This is a genomic window from Pseudomonas sp. R43(2017) (assembly GCF_002112345.1).
In the GTDB taxonomy this organism is placed as follows: domain Bacteria; phylum Pseudomonadota; class Gammaproteobacteria; order Pseudomonadales; family Pseudomonadaceae; genus Aquipseudomonas; species Aquipseudomonas kribbensis.
The window spans coordinates 450,238-467,480 of the sequence record NZ_NEHJ01000002.1 but is presented as its reverse complement, the minus strand read 5'-3'; the positions used below and the strand labels follow the sequence as shown (position 1 = coordinate 467,480).

At 59.3% G+C, this 17,243-nt stretch carries 11 protein-coding genes and 1 pseudogene; 8 read left to right on the top strand and 4 right to left on the bottom strand.

The features are described 5' to 3' along the window. The first annotated feature begins 310 nt into the window (after positions 1-310). Positions 311-2,233, top strand: a complete 1,923-nt coding sequence (locus tag CAG02_RS06720; RefSeq protein WP_085708893.1) for an acetyl-CoA hydrolase/transferase C-terminal domain-containing protein — start codon at positions 311-313, stop codon at positions 2,231-2,233. A 67-nt stretch (positions 2,234-2,300) separates the two neighbouring features. Here CAG02_RS06720 and CAG02_RS06715 read toward each other — a convergent pair whose 3' ends face one another. Together CAG02_RS06715 and rep are read right to left on the bottom strand one after the other, a co-directional pair. Then, complete coding sequence (locus CAG02_RS06715; protein ID WP_085708894.1) at positions 2,301-2,873, bottom strand: xanthine phosphoribosyltransferase; 573 nt, start codon at positions 2,871-2,873, stop codon at positions 2,301-2,303. A gap of 57 nt (positions 2,874-2,930) precedes the next feature. Then, positions 2,931-4,940, bottom strand: a complete 2,010-nt coding sequence (gene rep / locus CAG02_RS06710; RefSeq protein ID WP_085708895.1) for a DNA helicase Rep — start codon at positions 4,938-4,940, stop codon at positions 2,931-2,933. Between the two features lie 264 nt (positions 4,941-5,204). Here rep and CAG02_RS06705 point away from each other — a divergent pair, with 264 nt between their 5' ends. Next, positions 5,205-6,875: a bifunctional diguanylate cyclase/phosphodiesterase gene (locus CAG02_RS06705; RefSeq protein WP_085708896.1), complete on the top strand. Its 1,671-nt coding sequence runs from the start codon at positions 5,205-5,207 to the stop codon at positions 6,873-6,875. Between the two features lie 107 nt (positions 6,876-6,982). Here the strand turns inward: CAG02_RS06705 and CAG02_RS06700 are convergent, their stop codons facing one another. Continuing rightward, entirely contained in the window at positions 6,983-8,377 is a 1,395-nt protein-coding gene (locus CAG02_RS06700; RefSeq protein WP_085708897.1) for a NorM family multidrug efflux MATE transporter, read from the bottom strand. Positions 8,378-8,534: 157 nt separating this feature from the next. Here CAG02_RS06700 and CAG02_RS06695 point away from each other — a divergent pair, with 157 nt between their 5' ends. After that, positions 8,535-9,455 (top strand): LysR substrate-binding domain-containing protein, encoded by a 921-nt coding sequence (locus CAG02_RS06695; protein WP_085708898.1) that lies wholly within the window; start codon positions 8,535-8,537, stop codon positions 9,453-9,455. A gap of 182 nt (positions 9,456-9,637) precedes the next feature. Then, a complete protein-coding gene (locus CAG02_RS06690; protein WP_085708899.1) occupies positions 9,638-11,614 on the top strand; it encodes a methyl-accepting chemotaxis protein in 1,977 nt (658 codons plus the stop codon). Between the two features lie 105 nt (positions 11,615-11,719). Here CAG02_RS06690 and CAG02_RS06685 read toward each other — a convergent pair. Beyond that, positions 11,720-12,367 (bottom strand): annotated as a pseudogene (locus CAG02_RS06685) (ATP-binding protein); the annotation flags it as partial. Positions 12,368-12,624: 257 nt separating this feature from the next. On the opposite strand from CAG02_RS06685, the gene CAG02_RS06680 reads away from it, so the two are divergent. From CAG02_RS06680 to CAG02_RS30175, 4 genes are read left to right on the top strand one after another with little or no spacing between them, the layout of a single operon-like run. Continuing rightward, positions 12,625-13,170, top strand: a complete 546-nt coding sequence (locus tag CAG02_RS06680) for a TnsA endonuclease N-terminal domain-containing protein (protein WP_085708900.1) — start codon at positions 12,625-12,627, stop codon at positions 13,168-13,170. Continuing rightward, entirely contained in the window at positions 13,167-15,092 is a 1,926-nt protein-coding gene (locus CAG02_RS06675; protein ID WP_085708901.1) for a Mu transposase C-terminal domain-containing protein, read from the top strand. Before CAG02_RS06680 ends, CAG02_RS06675 begins: the two co-directional genes overlap by 4 nt. After that, the gene (locus tag CAG02_RS06670; protein WP_085708902.1) at positions 15,089-15,979 is read left to right on the top strand and encodes a TniB family NTP-binding protein; all 891 of its coding nucleotides are present in this window, start codon (positions 15,089-15,091) and stop codon (positions 15,977-15,979) included. The genes CAG02_RS06675 and CAG02_RS06670 overlap by 4 nt, the downstream gene beginning before the upstream one ends. Positions 15,980-16,008: 29 nt before the next feature. Continuing rightward, entirely contained in the window at positions 16,009-17,052 is a 1,044-nt protein-coding gene (locus tag CAG02_RS30175; RefSeq protein WP_085708903.1) for a TniQ family protein, read from the top strand. The last annotated feature ends 191 nt before the right edge of the window (positions 17,053-17,243 follow it).

The window sequence follows — 17,243 nt, the reverse complement described above, 5'->3', positions numbered from 1 at the left end:
GTTGGTATTGAGGTGTTACGTTACTAATCCTAGCGGGGGCTGAAATAACTTCAATTCAGACGCGTCCTGTAGTACTGCATGATTGAATTCGAGGTGGTGTAGGAAATTATCTTTTAGTTCGTGAGGCAATTCTTTAGGCACTGATAGTTCATTGTTATGTCTAAAGATTTTCCTTTGGTCTTGGTAACCAGATTGCAGGTTTGGCGAATCGGGCATTTTTAAGGTTTTCTTCTTTGATCGTCTTCCCTCGGAAGTAAATCCCCGGCAATCTCGGTCTACCTCTATTCACGGAACGGGCGGGAGGCTTCAGATGGTGCAGTTGTGTTCGATCGAACAGGCAGTGGACGACGTGCTGGCACGGTTGCCGGCGCATATCCACATGGGCCTGCCGCTGGGGCTGGGCAAACCCAATCCCTTCGTCAACGCGCTGTACCGGCGGGTTGCCGGATTGCCCGAGCGGCAACTGACGATCTACACCGCCCTGTGCCTCGGTCGTCCGGCCCTGGGCGATGGCTTGCAGAAGCGCTTCATCGAACCCTTCGTCGAGCGGGTGTTCGGCGATTACCCGGAGCTGGATTTCCTTGCTGACCTGCGTCGCGACAGCCTTCCGGCGAACATCCGCATCGAGCAATTCTTCATGCAGCCCGGCAGCCTGCTCAACAGCGCATCGGCCCAACAGGATTACGTCAGCAGCAACTACAGCCACGCGGCCCGCGACATCAACGCCGCCGGGCTGAATCTGGTGGCGCAGTTGCTCGCCAGCAGCAGCGAACATCCCGACCGTCTGAGCCTGAGCTGCAACCCTGACATCACTCTTGACCTGTTCCCGATGATTGCCAAACGCCGCGCAGCGGGGGAGACGATCCTGCTGGTCGGCCAGGTGCACACCGAGTTGCCGTACATGCCGGGCGATGCCGAAGTCGACATCGATACTTTCGACCTGCTGATCGACGAGAAGGACAGCAGCACGCTGTTTTCCACACCGAACATGCCCGTCGGCTTTCAGGATCATTTCATCGGCCTGCACGCCAGCACATTGGTGCGCGACGGCGGCACCTTGCAGATCGGCATCGGTTCGATGGGAGATGCGCTGACTGCCGCGCTGCTGGCGCGTCAGGCTGATAATGCCGGCTACCGGGAGTTACTGGCCGATGTGAACCTCAGCCAGTGGGCGCAACTGATCGAACGCGAGGGTGGCACTGAGCCGTTCGCCAAGGGCCTTTACGGGTGCAGCGAAATGTTCGTCAACGGCCTGCTGGTGCTGGCGGACGCCGGGATCATCCGGCGCAAGGTCTACCCGGACGTGCAGACCCAGGAGCAGGCCAACGCCGGCACCCTCGACGAGGCGGCGCAAACCGACGGCATTTCAGTGCACGGCGGCTTCTTCCTCGGGCCGCGCAGTTTTTATGAACGTTTGCGTGAGCTGCCCCACGGCAAACGTCTTGAATTCAACATGACCCGCGTCAGCTATATCAACGAGCTGTATGGTCAGGAAGAACTCAAACGCCTGCAGCGTCTTGATGCGCGTTTCATCAACACTGTGTTCACCATGACCCTGCTGGGCGCGGGTGTAGCGGATCAACTGCAGGACGGGCGAGTACTCAGCGGCGTCGGCGGGCAATACAACTTCGTCGCCCAGGGACATGCGCTGCACGATGCGCGGTCGATCCTGCTGCTGCGCAGTTGGCGCGAATCCGGCGGCGATGTCAGTTCGAACATTGTCTGGGAATATGGCCACTGCACGATTCCACGGCATCTGCGCGACATCGTGGTGACCGAGTACGGCATCGCCGATCTGCGCGGCAAATCCGATGCGGTGGTGATCGAAGCGTTGCTCAATATCAGCGACTCACGCTTCCAGCAAGGCCTGATCGAACAGGCGCAGAAGGTCGGCAAATTACCGAAGGATTTCCGTCTCGACCCGCGCTTTACCGACAACACCCCGCAACGCTTGCAGGCGATTGCCGCGCGGCACCCGAACCTGTTTCCGGAGTATCCGCTGGGCTGCGATTTCAATGAGGTCGAGAAGGATCTGTTGCGGGCGCTGAACTGGCTCAAGAGCAAGTTCAAGCTGACGGAGATTCTGGAGCTGGGCAAGGCAGCGCTGGATGCGCCGGAGGCTTCATTGTATCCGGAGCATCTGGCACGCATGCAGCTCACCCACCCGGAAGGCCTGAAGGAAGACCTGTTTCAGCGGTTGTTGCTCACTGGCCTGAAGGCCACCGCGCAGTAGCAGCCACACAAAACACTGTGGGAGCGAGCTCGCTCCCACAAGTATTGCGGCGCAGTTGAGTCAGTGATCAGTCGATGAAGGTCACGACGCCGCCCGCCAGCGACTTCACGCGAGCCAGCGACTCGACGCGGTAACCCTGGGAATCCAGCTCCGCACGGCCGCCCTGGAACGACTTCTCGATCACGATGCCCAGACCCGCGACGGTGGCGCCGGCCTGCTTGATGATCGAGATCAGCGCCTGGGACGCCTTACCGTTTGCCAGGAAGTCGTCGATGATCAGCACGCGGTCGCTGCTGGTCAGGTGACGCGGGGAGATGGCCACGGTGCTTTCGGTTTTCTTGGTGAACGAGTAGACGGTCGCCGACAGCAGGTTTTCAGTCAGGGTCAGGGACTGTTGCTTGCGGGCGAAGATCACCGGCACGCCGAGGTTCAGACCGGTCATGATCGCCGGGGCGATGCCCGAGGCTTCGATGGTGACGATCTTGGTGATGCCGGAATCCTTGAACAGCGAGGCGAATTCGTCGCCGATCAGCTTCATCAGGGCCGGGTCGATCTGGTGGTTCAGGAAGGCGTCGACCTTCAGGACCTGGTCGGAAAGCACGATGCCTTGTTCGCGGATTTTCTGGTGCAATGCTTCCATGAAGCTGTCCTCATTTGGCGCTTTGTGCGCCGAAGGTCTAGTAAAAAGTGGTCAATTCTAGCGCTTTAACATCGCGCGTATATCAGCCAGTGCGCTATTGCCCCGCACGGCTTTGACTTCAGTCGGTGTGTCGTCGTTGCCTTCCCAGGCCAGGTCGTCCGGCGGCAGCTCATCGAGGAAGCGGCTTGGCGCGCAGTCGATGATCTCGCCGTACTGTTTGCGCTTGGCGGCGAAGGTGAACGCGAGGGTCTGGCGCGCGCGGGTAATGCCCACGTAGGCCAGGCGGCGTTCTTCTTCGATGGTGTCGGCTTCGATACTGGAACGGTGCGGGAGGATTTCCTCTTCCATGCCCATGATGAACACGTAAGGGAATTCCAGACCCTTGGACGCATGCAGGGTCATCATCTGCACGCCTTCGGCACCGTCTTCCTCTTCCTGCTGGCGTTCCAGCATGTCACGCAGGACGAGTTTGCCGATGGCGTCCTCGACGGTCATTTCGCCGTCTTCGTCTTTTTCCAGGGTGTTCTTCAAGGCCTCGATCAGGAACCAGACGTTGCTCATCCGGTAGTCCGCAGCCTTGTCGCTGGAGCTGTTGGTGCGCAGCCAGTTCTCGTAGTCGATGTCCATGACCATGCTGCGCAGGGCGGAGATCGGGTCTTCGCCGGCGCACTGCTCGCGCACCTTGTCCATGAAGCGCTTGAAGCGCGACAGGCGATCGGTGAAGCGGCTGTCCAGATGCTCGCCCAGGCCGAGTTCGTCGGTGGCGGCGTACATCGAGATCTTGCGTTCGGTGGCGTAGTTGCCGAGTTTTTCCAGGGTCGTCGAGCCGATTTCCCGGCGCGGCACGTTGATCACGCGCAGGAAGGCGTTGTCGTCGTCCGGGTTCACGATCAGGCGGAAGTAGGCCATCAGGTCTTTCACTTCCTGGCGGCCGAAGAAGCTGTTGCCGCCGCTCAAACGGTACGGCACCTGATGGTGCTGCAGTTTCAGCTCGATCAGCTTGGCCTGGTAGTTGCCGCGATAGAGGATCGCGAAATCGCTGTACGGGCGGTCAGTGCGCAAGTGCAGGCTGAGGATTTCCATGGCCACGCGCTCGGCCTCGGCGTCCTCGTTGCGGCAGCGGATCACGCGGATCTCGTCACCGTGGCCCATCTCACTCCACAGCTGCTTTTCGAATTCGTGAGGGTTGTTCGAGATCAGCACGTTGGCGCAGCGCAGGATGCGGCTGGTGGAGCGGTAGTTCTGCTCCAGCATCACCACTTTCAGGGACGGATAGTCGTCTTTGAGCAGCATCAGGTTTTCCGGTCGCGCGCCACGCCAGGCGTAGATCGACTGGTCGTCGTCGCCCACCACGGTGAACTGGTTGCGTTTGCCGATGAGCATTTTCACCAGCAAATACTGGCTGGCGTTGGTGTCCTGGTATTCGTCCACCAGCAGGTAACGCACCTTGTTCTGCCACTTTTCGAGGATGTCGGCGTGCTCTTCGAAGAGTTTCACCGGCAGCAGGATCAGGTCGTCGAAGTCCACTGCGTTGAACGCCTTGAGCGTGCGCTGGTAGTGGGTGTAGACGATGGCGGCGGTCTGTTCCTTGGGGTTGCGGGCGTTTTCCAGGGCCACGGCCGGCAGGATCAGGTCGTTTTTCCAGGCGCCGATCATGTTCTTGATCTCGTCGACGCCGTCGTCGCCTGCGTATTCCTTCTGCATGATGTCGGTCATCAGCGACTTGACGTCGGTTTCGTCGAAGATCGAGAAACCGGGTTTGTAGCCCAGACGTTCATGTTCCTTGCGGATGATGTTCAGGCCCAGGTTGTGGAAGGTGCAGACCGTCAGGCCGCGACCTTCGCCGGGGCGCAGCAGGGTGCCGACCCGTTCCTTCATTTCGCGCGCGGCCTTGTTGGTGAAGGTCATGGCGACGATGTACTGGGCACGGATGCCGCAATTCTGGATCAGGTGCGCAATCTTGCGCGTGATCACGCTGGTCTTGCCGGAGCCAGCACCGGCGAGCACCAATAGAGGGCCGCCGACGTAGTTCACGGCTTCTTGCTGCCGGGGATTGAGTCGGGACATACGAAAATTCGGGAGTCGTTGACGAAATGGGCCGGCATTTTAACAGGCTCAGCGATTTGTGCTGCTCTCTCCGACTTGTGACGCACCACGCGATTCAAATTTGCCGGTTTTGATACTTTCACGCAGGATGCGCGGTGATTTTGCGGCTAATGTTCTCATTCGTGACACAAAATAACGTTTTGATAACCGTTGTCATTTGGTCATTGGTTGGCAGAACGGCATAATGCCCGCCGCCCACATCATTGCAGAGTCTAGGGAGTCAGCTTGACTACGCCTGTCGAACCCTTGCGTTTGCTGCTACTGGCCGAAGAGCCAGCGTGGACAGCGTTATTGCGCGAGTGTCTGGCTCCGTTGGGGAGCGCGGCGGTGCTGATCAGCGCGCCGAGCTGGGAGTCGGTCAGCAGTCTGTTCGAAGACAACCGCCATGCGGTGTTGTTGACCGTTCCCGCCCTGCAGCCGGCCCCCGGCCGTTGTAGCCTGCCGACCGTGTTGCTGCTGGAGCACGAACCGGCGACCGCCCCCGATGGCGTCAGCGACTGGCTGGTGTTCGATGCCCTCGATGCCGGCATGCTGCGGCGTTGCCTGCGTCACGTGCGCGAACGCGGCGTGCTGGAAAACACCCTGCAACGCCTGGCCGAACAGGATCCCTTGACCGGCATCGCCAACCGTCAGGGCTTCCAGACTTTGCTGACCGCGCGTCTTGCCGAAAATGACGGTCGCGGGCTGGCCCTCGGGCACCTCGATCTCGACAACTTCCGCTACGCCAACGACGCCCTCGGCCATCAGGCCGGCGACCGATTGATCCTGCAAGTGGTCGCCCGGCTGAAAAGCCAGCTGGAGGCCGGCGATCAACTGGCGCGCCTGGGCAGCGATGAATTTGCCCTGCTGATCGACACCCGCCGCGCCCCGCAACGGGCCGAATGGATGGCCGAGCGCATCACCGAAGCCTTGGCCGAGCCTTACTGGATCGACGGTGAAAGCCTGCTGATCGGCTCCAGTCTGGGTATTGCACACGCCCGCGCCCAGGGTGGCGCCGATCCGCTGATGTGGCATGCGCACATCGCCATGCAGCAGGCCAAGAGCACGCAGGGCTGCACCTTTCACATCTTCAACGAACGAATCAACCGCAACGCTCGCAGCATCGCCGACCTCGAAAGCGAACTGCGCCGGGCGTTGCGCCGCGACGAACTGGAGCTGCATTACCAGCCACGCCTGGACATGCAGGACGGTCAGATCGTCGGCCTCGAAGCCCTGGTGCGCTGGCGTCACAGCGAACGCGGCCTGTTGCCGCCAAGCGAATTCGTGCCGCTGGCCGAGCAGAGCGGTCTGATCGTGCCGCTGGGGTACTGGGTGATTTCCCGGGCCCTGCGCGACATGCAGGCATTGCGCGAACGCGGATTGCCAGCGCTGCACATGGCGATCAACCTGTCGTTCCGCCAGTTTCAGGACAGCCAGTTGCTGCCGACGCTCAGCCGTCTGATCGCCGAGCGTGGGGTCGAGGCGCAGTGGCTGGAGTTCGAACTCACCGAAACCGCCGTGATGCGCCGCAGCGACCTGGTCAAACAGACCATGGACGCCCTCGGTCGCCTCGGCGTGCGCTTTTCGCTGGATGATTTCGGCACCGGGTTTTCGTCGTTCGTGCACCTCAACAGTCTGCCGATCACCTTGCTGAAGATCGACAAGAGCTTCGTTGGCGGCATGGAGCAGCGCGAAGAAAACCGCAAACTGGTGCACGCGATGATCAACCTCGCGCACAACCTGCACCTGGAAGTGGTGGCCGAAGGGGTGGAAACCCGGGAGCAACTGGATCTGTTGCGCGGATTCGGCTGCGATCAGGTACAGGGTTACCTGATCAGCAAGCCGTTGCCGTTGGCGGAGCTGGTTGACTATCTGATTGCTGACGCCAGCCAGCCTCCGTTGGGTATTGTGGTTTAGCCTCAAATCCCTGTGGGAGCGAGCTTGCTCGCGATGGCGGAGTAACAGTCGACTTATTGGTCACTGACACACCCTCATCGCGAGCAAGCTCGCTCCCACAGGGAAACTCACTCGGCCTGAGCGATCTTGAATCCTCGAGATTGCGGCTCCAGCCGAATCATCCGCTTCATCTTCCATTCGAACGCCAGCGTCAGGCTGATCGCTGCGCAGGCCAGGCCCAGCGCCAGCCCCCACCAGACACCGGTCGGCCCCCAGTGCAGATGGAACGCCATCAGCCACGCCGCCGGCGCGCCGATCAGCCAGTAGCAACCGAGCCCGACCAGGAAGGTGGTCTTGGCATCCTTGAGTCCGCGGATGCAGCCCATGGCAATCGTCTGCGTACCGTCGAACAGCTCGAACCACGCCGCCACCGCCAGCAGGCTCACGGCCAGACGAATCACCTCGGCAAACGCCGGGTCGTTATGGTCGAGGAACAAACCGACCAACTGGTTCGGCAACAGCCAGAACACCATCGCAAACCCCAGCATCACCACTGCACCGAAGACGATTCCGACTCGCCCGGACATTCGCGCATCGTTCAATTGCCCGGCGCCGTAATGCTGGCCGACGCGCATGGTGATCGCATACGACATCCCCGCCGGGACCATGAATGCCACCGAAACAATTTGCAGGGCGATCTGGTGCGCCGCCAGTTGGGTGCTGCCCATGGTGCCCATGCACAGCGCCGCGAAGGCGAACAGTCCGACTTCCACCGCGTAGGTGCCGCCAATCGGCAGGCCCAGGCGCCACAATTCTTTCAGGTACTGCCGGTTCGGCCGCGACAGGCCCTCGCGCAGCGGATAAGCGTCGTAGGCCGGATGCCGACGGATATGCCATGCCAGCCCCAGCGCCATGCAGTTGGCCACAATCGCGGTAACCAGACCGATACCGGTCAGCCCCAGTTTCGGCAGGCCGAACATGCCGGTGATCAACGCGTAATTGAGCAGGAAGTTGGCCACCGTGCCGGCGAGGCTGATGACCATCACCGGCGTCGCCCGGCCGATGGCACTGGTGAAACCGCGCAGGGCCATGAAGCTCAGGTAGCCGGGCAGGGCAAACGGCAGGGCGATCAGAAATTGTCCGGCAGCGTTGACGTTGGTCTCGGTCTGGCCGAACAGCAACAGCACCGGTTTGAGATTCCACAGCAGCAACCCGGCGCCCAGCGCCATCAGCCACGCCAGCCAGAGTCCGGCCTGGGTCAGTCTGGCGGCGCCGATAATGTCGCCGGCACCCTGACGGATCGCCACCAGGGTGCCGACCGCTGCGATCACGCCGATGCAGAAGATCGACACAAACGAATAGCTGGCCGCGCCCAGACCGCCACCGGCCAGCGCTTCGGGGCTGAGGCGGGCCATCATCAGGGTGTCGGTCAGCACCATCAGCATGTGCGCCAACTGCGAGGCGATCAACGGCCCCGCCAGCCGCAGGATGGCCCAGAGTTCGGTACGCACAGGACGCTGCATGGTTTCACATCCTTATAAAAGAGGGAGCAAGAGACCGTCGATTCTCAAGGTTTGGCGCGGGTTGCACAAAGGGATAAAAAGGATGGGTGGCATGATTAAAACTCATCCAGCCGCGATTCTGCTAAGTTGGCGCAATCCCGCCATTGGAGCGCTGTGCATGTCCCGTCGTCTTCCACCCTTGTATGCCCTGCGTGCATTCGAAGCTGCGGCGCGGCACAGTTCGTTCACCCGCGCCGCCGAAGAGTTGTCGATCACTCAAAGTGCGGTGAGCCGGCACATCCGCACGCTCGAAGAGCACTTCGCCTGTCGGCTGTTCCACCGCAGCGGACGCAACCTGCAACTGACCGAGTCGGCGCGCCTGCTGTTGCCGGGCATCCGTGAAGGCTTTGCGGCGCTTGAGCGGGCCTGCAATACCTTGCGCGCCGAAGATGACATCCTGCGCATGAAAGCCCCGTCGACCCTGACCATGCGCTGGTTGTTGGCGCGGCTCAGTCGCTTCCGCCATTTGCAGCCGGGTAATGAAGTGCAGCTGACCAGTGCCTGGATGGACGTGGACTCGGTGGACTTCAACAACGAGCCTTTTGATTGCGCGGTGCTGCTCAGCGACGGGCATTTTCCGCCGGACTGGGAGGCCAGCCTGTTGTTCCCGGAAGAGCTGATCCCGGTAGGTGCGCCCAACCTGCTCAATGACCAGCCCTGGGATGTGGCACGACTGGCCTCCACCGAATTGCTGCACCCGACACCGGATCGTCGCGACTGGCGCAGTTGGCTGGAGCACATGGGGTTGTCGGATCAGGTATCACTCAAGGGCGGACAGGTGTTCGATACCCTGGAACTGGGGATGATCGCGGCCGCCCGGGGGTATGGCGTGTCCATGGGCGATCTGCTGATGGTGGCCGAGGATGTGGCGCAAGGACGTTTGAGTCTGCCGTGGCCGACGGCGGTCGCCAGCGGCCTGAATTACTACCTGGTGTGGCCAAAGACCCGTCCGGGAGGTGAACGTTTGCGCCGGCTCAGTGATTTCCTTCAGGGCGAAGTTCGGGCGATGGAACTGCCGGTGGTCGCGCGCTTGAGCTGAAACGTTCGAGCCGCCACAATGCCGGCCCCAGGCCATAACCCTGCTGTGCGCTCAAGTATTCGCTTTCACCGCCGAATACGTCCAAGTGGAACCGTCGTGCCGGTTCTGCGCATCACCCCCATTATTAGAATTTTTCCGAGCCGCGATCAGGGAGGATCCGCAGACTCGGCCAGGAGCTGTCCATGTCTCAACCTCGCGCCCGGATCGCCTCGCAGCTGGGCCTTGCGCTCGCCGTGATACTGGCGGTTGTCATCAGTGGCAGTACGGTGTTCGCCCTGCGTTCGCTGGACACCGCCAACCTCGCCACCCGTGAAGAACACCTGGCCAGCGAGGCCCGTCTGCTCGCCGACCAGTTGAGCACCTTCCACGGCACGCTGCGTGAAAGCACCCAGCGCCTGAGCGGGCTGTTCGAGAAGCGCTTCAGCGCGGGCCTGAGCATTCACCCGGACGAGCCGGTCAGCGTGGCAGGCACCCAGACCCCGGGCCTGCACCTGGGCAGCGAAGTGTTGAACAACAACTTCAAGGAAGTCGACGAGTTCAAGCAGATGACGGCGGGCGTTGCCACGCTGTTCGTGCGCAGCGGCGAAGACTTCGTGCGGGTCAGTACCTCGCTGACCAAACAGGACGGCAGCCGCGCCATCGGCACTTTGCTCGATCACGCGCACCCGGCCTACGCAAAGTTGATGGCGGGGCAGGGCTACGTCGGTCGTGCGCTGCTGTTCGATCGTTCCTACATGACTCAGTACACCCCGGTGCGTGACAGCAGCGGCAAGGTGATCGCGGTGTTGTTCGTCGGATTCGATTACACCGACGCGCAGAACGCCCAGTTCGACAACCTCAAGCGCTTCCGCATCGGCCAGAGCGGTTCCCTGGCGCTGCTGGACGAACAGAGCAAATGGCTGGTCGCGCCGGCTGGCGTGCAGGCGCCGGATCAAGCGGTGCCCGTGGTCAACGGTCTGGCGAAAGCGCCGGGCAAGGGCCGGTTCTGGAGTGATACGTCCGAGGATTTCTACAGCATCGCCGTGCCGTTCGAAGGTGGACCGTGGTCGGTGGTGGCGAGCATGCCGAAGTCCGAGATCCGCGAAGTGACCTGGAGCGTTGGCTTCCAGTTGGCCATCGGCAGCCTGCTGGCGATGCTGATCGCGGTCGGTTCGGCGGTGTGGCTGCTGCGCAGCAAACTGCAACCGCTGGGTGATCTGGTGCGTCAGGCCGAAGCCTTGGGTGCCGGCGATCTGAGCGTGCGCCTAAATGTGTCGAGCAACGATGAAATCGGCCAGTTGGCCCGTGCGTTTAACCAGATGAGTCAGGCGCTGTCGACCATGGTCGAGCACATCCGCCGCGCTTCGGAGGAGGTCAACAGCCGTGCGCAGGCGCTGTCCGGTCTGTCCGGTGGCGCCTATGAAGGCATGGAGCAGCAGTCCGGCGAAATCACCAGCATGGCCGGTGCGGTTGAAGAGTTTTCCGCCACTTCGTTGAACATTGCCGACAACATGGGCAACACCCAGCGTCTGGCCCAGGAAAACGCGCAGCAGACCCAGATCGGCCGCAGCTCGATGGAAGAGGCATCGTCCTCGCTGGAGCAGATTGCCGGCGCGCTGAACACCACGGCAACCGTGATCAACACCCTTGGTCAGCGCTCTCAGGAAATCGGCGGCATCGTCAGCGTGATCACCTCGATTGCCGAACAGACCAACCTGCTGGCGCTCAACGCGGCCATCGAAGCGGCCCGTGCCGGCGAGCAAGGTCGTGGCTTTGCCGTGGTGGCCGATGAAGTGCGCAACCTGGCGTCGCGCACCCGTCAGGCGACTGACGAAATCTCCGGGATGATCCACAGCATCCAGCAGGAAACCGGCAACGCCATCAGCACTATGGAACAGGGCAACGTGCTGATGCAGGAAGGCCTGTCGCGTAACGCCAATGTCGCTTCGGCGCTGGCGCGGATCGATGAGCAGAGCCGCTCGGCGGGTCAGCAGTTCGCCGCGATCACCACCGCGACTCAGGAGCAGAGCAGCACCGCGACGCTGTTGAGCAGCAATCTTCAGAGCATCGCGATGGCCAACAGCGAGCAGCGTGAGGTGGTCTCCAATCTGGCGGTAACCGCTAAAGAGCTGGAGAAGCTGGCGGCGGATTTGCGTTCCGAGGTTGATCGCTTCCGCTGATGCATCTCTGAAAAAGCTATCGCGAGCAGGCTCGCTCCCAAAGGATCTGTGTTGGTCCTGTGAGAGCGAGCCTGTTTGCATTTGGGCTCTCCAAAAACTCGGCACCTACTGAGTCGCCGGCCGATACTGCAATGCTTCGGCCAGGTGCTCGCGTCTGATATCCGCGCACGTTTCCAGATCTGCCAGCGTCCGCGCCACCTTGAGCAACCGATGCGCCGAGCGCAGCGACAACGTCAGCCTTTCACACGCCGTCTCCAGCCAGGTTTCATCGGCTGTGGATAACTTGCAGTGCCTCTTCAGCCCCGGCAAATCGAGAAACGCATTGGCGCAGCCCTGGCGCTTTTGCTGACGTTCGCGGGCTTCGGCGACCAACGCCGCCGCACTGGCACTGTCCTCTCCCGGTTTCACCGCTGGGTTCAACGCTGTGGCCTCTCGCGCCACCGTCAGGTGCAAGTCGATCCGGTCCAGCAGCGGCCCCGAGAGCTTGTTGCGATAGCGCTGCACCATGTCCGGCGTACAGGAACACTTGCCGCTTGGCTCCCCAAGGTATCCACAGGGACAGGGATTCATCGCCGCCACCAACTGGAACCTCGCGGGAAACCGCACCCGTTCCTTGGCTCGGGCAATCACGATGCAGCCGGATTCCAGCGGTTCGCGCAGAACCTCCAGCACCTTGCGATCAAACTCCGGCAGTTCATCGAGAAACAGCACACCGTGATGGGCGAGAGTGATTTCGCCGGGTTGCGGTTTTGAGCTGCTGTCGGCTTTTGAAATAGCTGCGAAAGAGCTAGGCTAGAGGCCAAGGAACGCCGTTGGTCTCAGTTGAAATTGTTGCGAAAAAAAACGAAATAAATGCGACGGGATTGAAAATGACTACAAATAGCTGCGACCAACCTAAACAGGTCAGACGTATCAAACCAACGAGACGCAGTGTCTCTGGTTTTCTACCTTTTCGAGGGGCCGGCGGTGTTCCGTTTGAATCCTTGCTTGAAAGGGATTTCCTCAAGCGGATGAGGTTTTCCCATCGAGTGTCATCAGTAGTTGCTCAGCCGGTAAGAATCGACTTCATCGATCCACATGGTCGACCGCAGACTTACACACCGGACTTCTTGGTCTACTACCAACAAGCTGGACGCAGCCACGTGGACTACATCAAACCAATGCTGGTCGAGGTGAAGCCGGAGTACCTCTGGCGCGAGCACTGGCGAGCGTGGTCCCGGAAGTGGAAGGCTGCTCGGCGTTATGCGCGCGAACAGGGCTGGAGTTTCAGCATCTATGACGAGTCCAGGATCCGTGGTTTACCTCTGGACAACATCATTTTTCTCGAACGCTTCGAACGAATGGCTTTTGATCGCGAAGATATCGAAATGGTGCTCAACACCCTGCGCGAAACCGAGATCTCGCCCGTTCACTATTTATTAGCACGGCACTTCAACGGCATTTATCGCGACAGGGGCGTCTCTCTTTTGTGGCACCTCGTTGCAACGGGCCGAGTCGCTTGCGACATCACGGAGCCTCTCGATCAGTTTCTAGAGTTGTGGATACCTGAACTATGAACATTTACGAAGTCGATACCGATGAGCATCTGATCCCGTTCGAGCCATCCAGGTCGCGAGTCTCCATCGAAGTTGGGGCCATGGTGCGTCGTGACAAAAGCATTTACCGGATTCTCCAAATTCTGGGCTTCGATACGGTCATCGGGGTAGAGGTCGAGACCGGCGTGAGTGCTTCACTGCGCGTTGCAGAGCTTCGAGCCGTCGAACAGGAGAAGGTGGATGGGCTTTATGTGAATCATGACATCGCCACCATCAATTCAGATGACTGGGCCATCGCCCAGAAGCGCTTTTCTGCTATCAGCCCACTGATCAAGGAAACGATCAACCCAAGGTGCAATGTAGAGGAAAGGGCAAAAGAAGTTGGAGTCGATACAGCGACGCTTTACCGATGGCTAGAGCGTTACCAGAGCTGGAACGAGATCTTGGCTTTGGTTCCCCGTAAACGCGGGTGGAGATCGGGGGCATCAAGGTTGACCATTGAAGCGGAAAAGATCATTCAAGACGTCATTGATGAGCATTACCTCAAGTCGCAAAGACCTTCCATCCAGTCAACAATTGCAGAAGTGGAAATGCGTGCAAAGGCTCAAGGGGTGGCTCCTCCTAGTGCTTCGGCAATCCGGGCTCGAATTGCCAAAATCCCCGAAAAGCAGATCCTCAGAAAGCGCGGTTTTGCGGACCAAGCCCGAAATCGCTATACACCGTCTGTGGGCAAGTTTCCAGGTGCTGATTACCCGCTGGCGGTAGTCCAAATCGACCATACCCCTATTGACCTGATCGTCGTTGATGACCTTCACCGCAAGCCAATTGGCCGCCTGTGGCTGACTGTCGCAATTGACGTGCATTCTCGAATGATTGTTGGGTATTACTTGGCGCTTGAAGAGCCTTCGGAAATTTCGGTGGGCATGTGCATTGCGCACTCGGTATTGCCCAAGGAGGATTGGCTGAATATTCACCATGTAGAGGGTGAGTGGCCAGTTTGGGGTTTTCCGCGAGTTATCCACTCCGACAATGGGCCAGACTTTCGTGCGGAAAACGTTCGTCGCTCCTGTTCCAATTACAACATCGAGAACGTGTTCCGGCCAGTCAAGGTGCCCAAGTACGGTGGGCATATTGAACGGTTGCTTGGAACGTTCATGCGCATGCTGCATGAGCTGCCTGGCACGACGTTCAGCAACACGAACGACAGAGATGGGTACGATTCTGACAAGAACGCTACTCTGACGATGGGTGAATTTGAGAAATGGTTAGTACGGGCCATCCTTCGTTACCATCAAAGCCCCCACTCGTCCATTTACATGAGCCCTGCTCGAAAGTGGCAGTTGGGCTTCTTTGGTAACCGTGAGCTTGATCCACTTGTCAGCGTCCCACCACGTCCGGACGATGCGCTAACGGTACAGCTGGACTTTCTGCCGTCCTTCCATCGCACAGTACAAACCTATGGTGTGCAGATCGATGTCTTCTACTACTCCGAGGCATTGCGGCACTGGATCAACACGACTGACCCAGAGACCGGTCTCGCCAGAAAGTTCGTTTTCCGCCGTGATCCGCGTGATATCAGTGTCATTTGGTTTTACGACCCGCTACTGAAACAGTATTTCCGTGTGCCGGTAGCCAATCAGGCTTTCCCCGCTGCGACAGTCTGGGAGTTCAGGGCGGCGAAGAAGAAAGCGGTGGACGAAGGCCGAGAGAATGTCGACGAGGCAACGATATCCAGGCTCATACTGGAAAACCGCGAGCTGGTGAATAACGCATCTCTAATGACCAAAAAGGCGCGCCGGGATGCTCAGAAGATCCGGGTTCATGGGAAAAACGTCACTCCCGCGTCCCCCAAAAGGTCTGTTGCCCAGGTCGTTGCGGATATTCCCGCGCCGGCGGAGGGGCTGTTGCTCGATGACGTTGATTTGATTGGTGACATTTCATGAATGAGTACGCGCATCTTCTGCCGGATTTCAGACCGGTACTTCAACTATCTGATCGGGAGCGTATCTTGTTCATGGGCGAACCTCGTTGGATTGGCTACGAGGCCGCTCACAGCATTCTGGAAAACCTTGGTTGCTTGTTCGATATGCCCAAGCGGCCGCGCATGCAAAACCTGCTGATTGTGGGTGATTCGAACAACGGCAAGACCACTATCGTCAGACAGTTCATGAAGACCCACGGCGAGGGGTACGTTAATGAAAACGCAGATCCCGTACGTCCCGTGATCTTGGCCGAGGCACCGCCATCTGCCGATGAAAAGGACTTGTACATTGCTCTGTTGGATCGTCTGTGGATGCCGTATCGCACGACGGACTCCAAAGTTTCGTTGCGCTACCAGGTCTTCCATTCCTTTCGCGAACTGAACGTGCGTATGCTGATCATCGACGAAATCCATTCGCTTTTGACTGGCTCAGCCATCAAGCAAAGGGAAGTCATGAATGCCATAAAGGCACTGTGCAACGAGCTGGCGATACCTGTTATCGGCGTAGGTACGCCAGATGCCGTTCGAGTACTGCACCACGATGCCCAGCACGCCAGTCGCTTTGATGTGGTCAAGTTGGATCTGTGGAAGCTGAACGCTGACTTTCAGCGATTGCTGAAGGCCTTCGAAGCCGTTCTGCCACTTAAGCGGCCTTCCGAGTTGTTTAAGGCTGATAAGGCGCAGTTGATTCATTCAATTTCAGGTGGGAATACAGGCGATGTTCATCGACTGTTGGTCGAGTGTGCAAAGGAGGCAATTGTCTCGGGTAAGGAGCATATAGACAGAGAATTGATCGAGAGCAAATCGTGGCTTCGTCCTACGCGTGGCATCCGGGAGCTCATGGGCTAGCGCCCGTATGGCCACTTTCTCAACCACTGATGCCAGATGAGCTGCTTTCGTCGTGGCTGGTGCGTGTCGCACTGGCCCACGGCTGCTCACCCACTTGCTTGGCTGCGGTGGTATGGCCAACCCTACGTATCTGGACTCAAGACTTTGATCGTGGGAGTGAGCTGAGTAGGCTGGAGAAGCTCTCTGCATATGTTGGCATTCCTGCCTCCGAATTGCAGCTTTCTACATTACGGCAAGCGGCACAACTGCTCCTTGGTGGCCACATGGAGCAACCTGGTGTCTGGACATGGGTGCTTGTATTAGGATGTCGCAACAGGTTTCATGCCGGTGGTCTTCAGTGTTGCCCGGAGTGTTTCACTCAGGGCAATCCTTACTACCGAATTCAATGGCGATTGGCCTGGCACACATGCTGCCAAATCCATCAGGTCAGTCTGATTGACTGTTGCCACCAATGTGGCGCTCCTTTGCAGCCTGGCCTGCTGCAGGCTGGGAACTTTCTCCAACAATGCCATGCCTGCGGCGCCGAGCTAGGTGCATGCGCTCGAGTCGCCCCCTTGGCAGGGGCTCTTGCCATTCAGCAGTACGCTGATCAGATGATCACCGCCCCGGGTCGGTTCGGAGATGTCACTCTGGACTTTACGCAGTGGATGCGGGTTGCTCGTGCGATGGTCAGTCTGTTGCAGGTTGCAGCTCGGCAGAGGTCAGAATCGATACTGCAACTGTGTGAGTGTCTAGGTGTGGATACGGCATCACTAAAACCTGCATTGCTCGGTCTCCCTTTCGAGTACTTGGCACGACCTGAGCGTGCGATGCTGCTCGCGGGAGCTTGGGCGATGATGGTCGCAGGTCCAGAACGCTTCATGTCTGAAGCTTCTCGAGTGTCTTTGCCTGTTTCCGCCCTCCATATTCCTGCTCGCGGAGCTCCTGATATCTTGATGCGCATGGCCGGTGCGTTGAAAATCCACTCCTCGCATCGATCAAAACAGCGGGACTTAGATCACCCTCGCGCGCAGTTGGAGGTGTTACGCATGTGGCTGCGACTGACGAGAAGGATGAAACGAAATGGTCTCTGATGGGGCAAATTCCAATACGGCCTGCAGTGATTGCGGCAAGGCGATGATCAAGGCGAAGAAAGTTCATGACGGCAAGCGCTATTGCGCGACCTGTTATCCACGTTTGTTCAAGCGTCGCATGTGCTCCGGTTGTGGAAACTTTGGCCGGCTACCTGTATTTGACCTGGCGGCTAGATGCGCTGGCTGCGCGC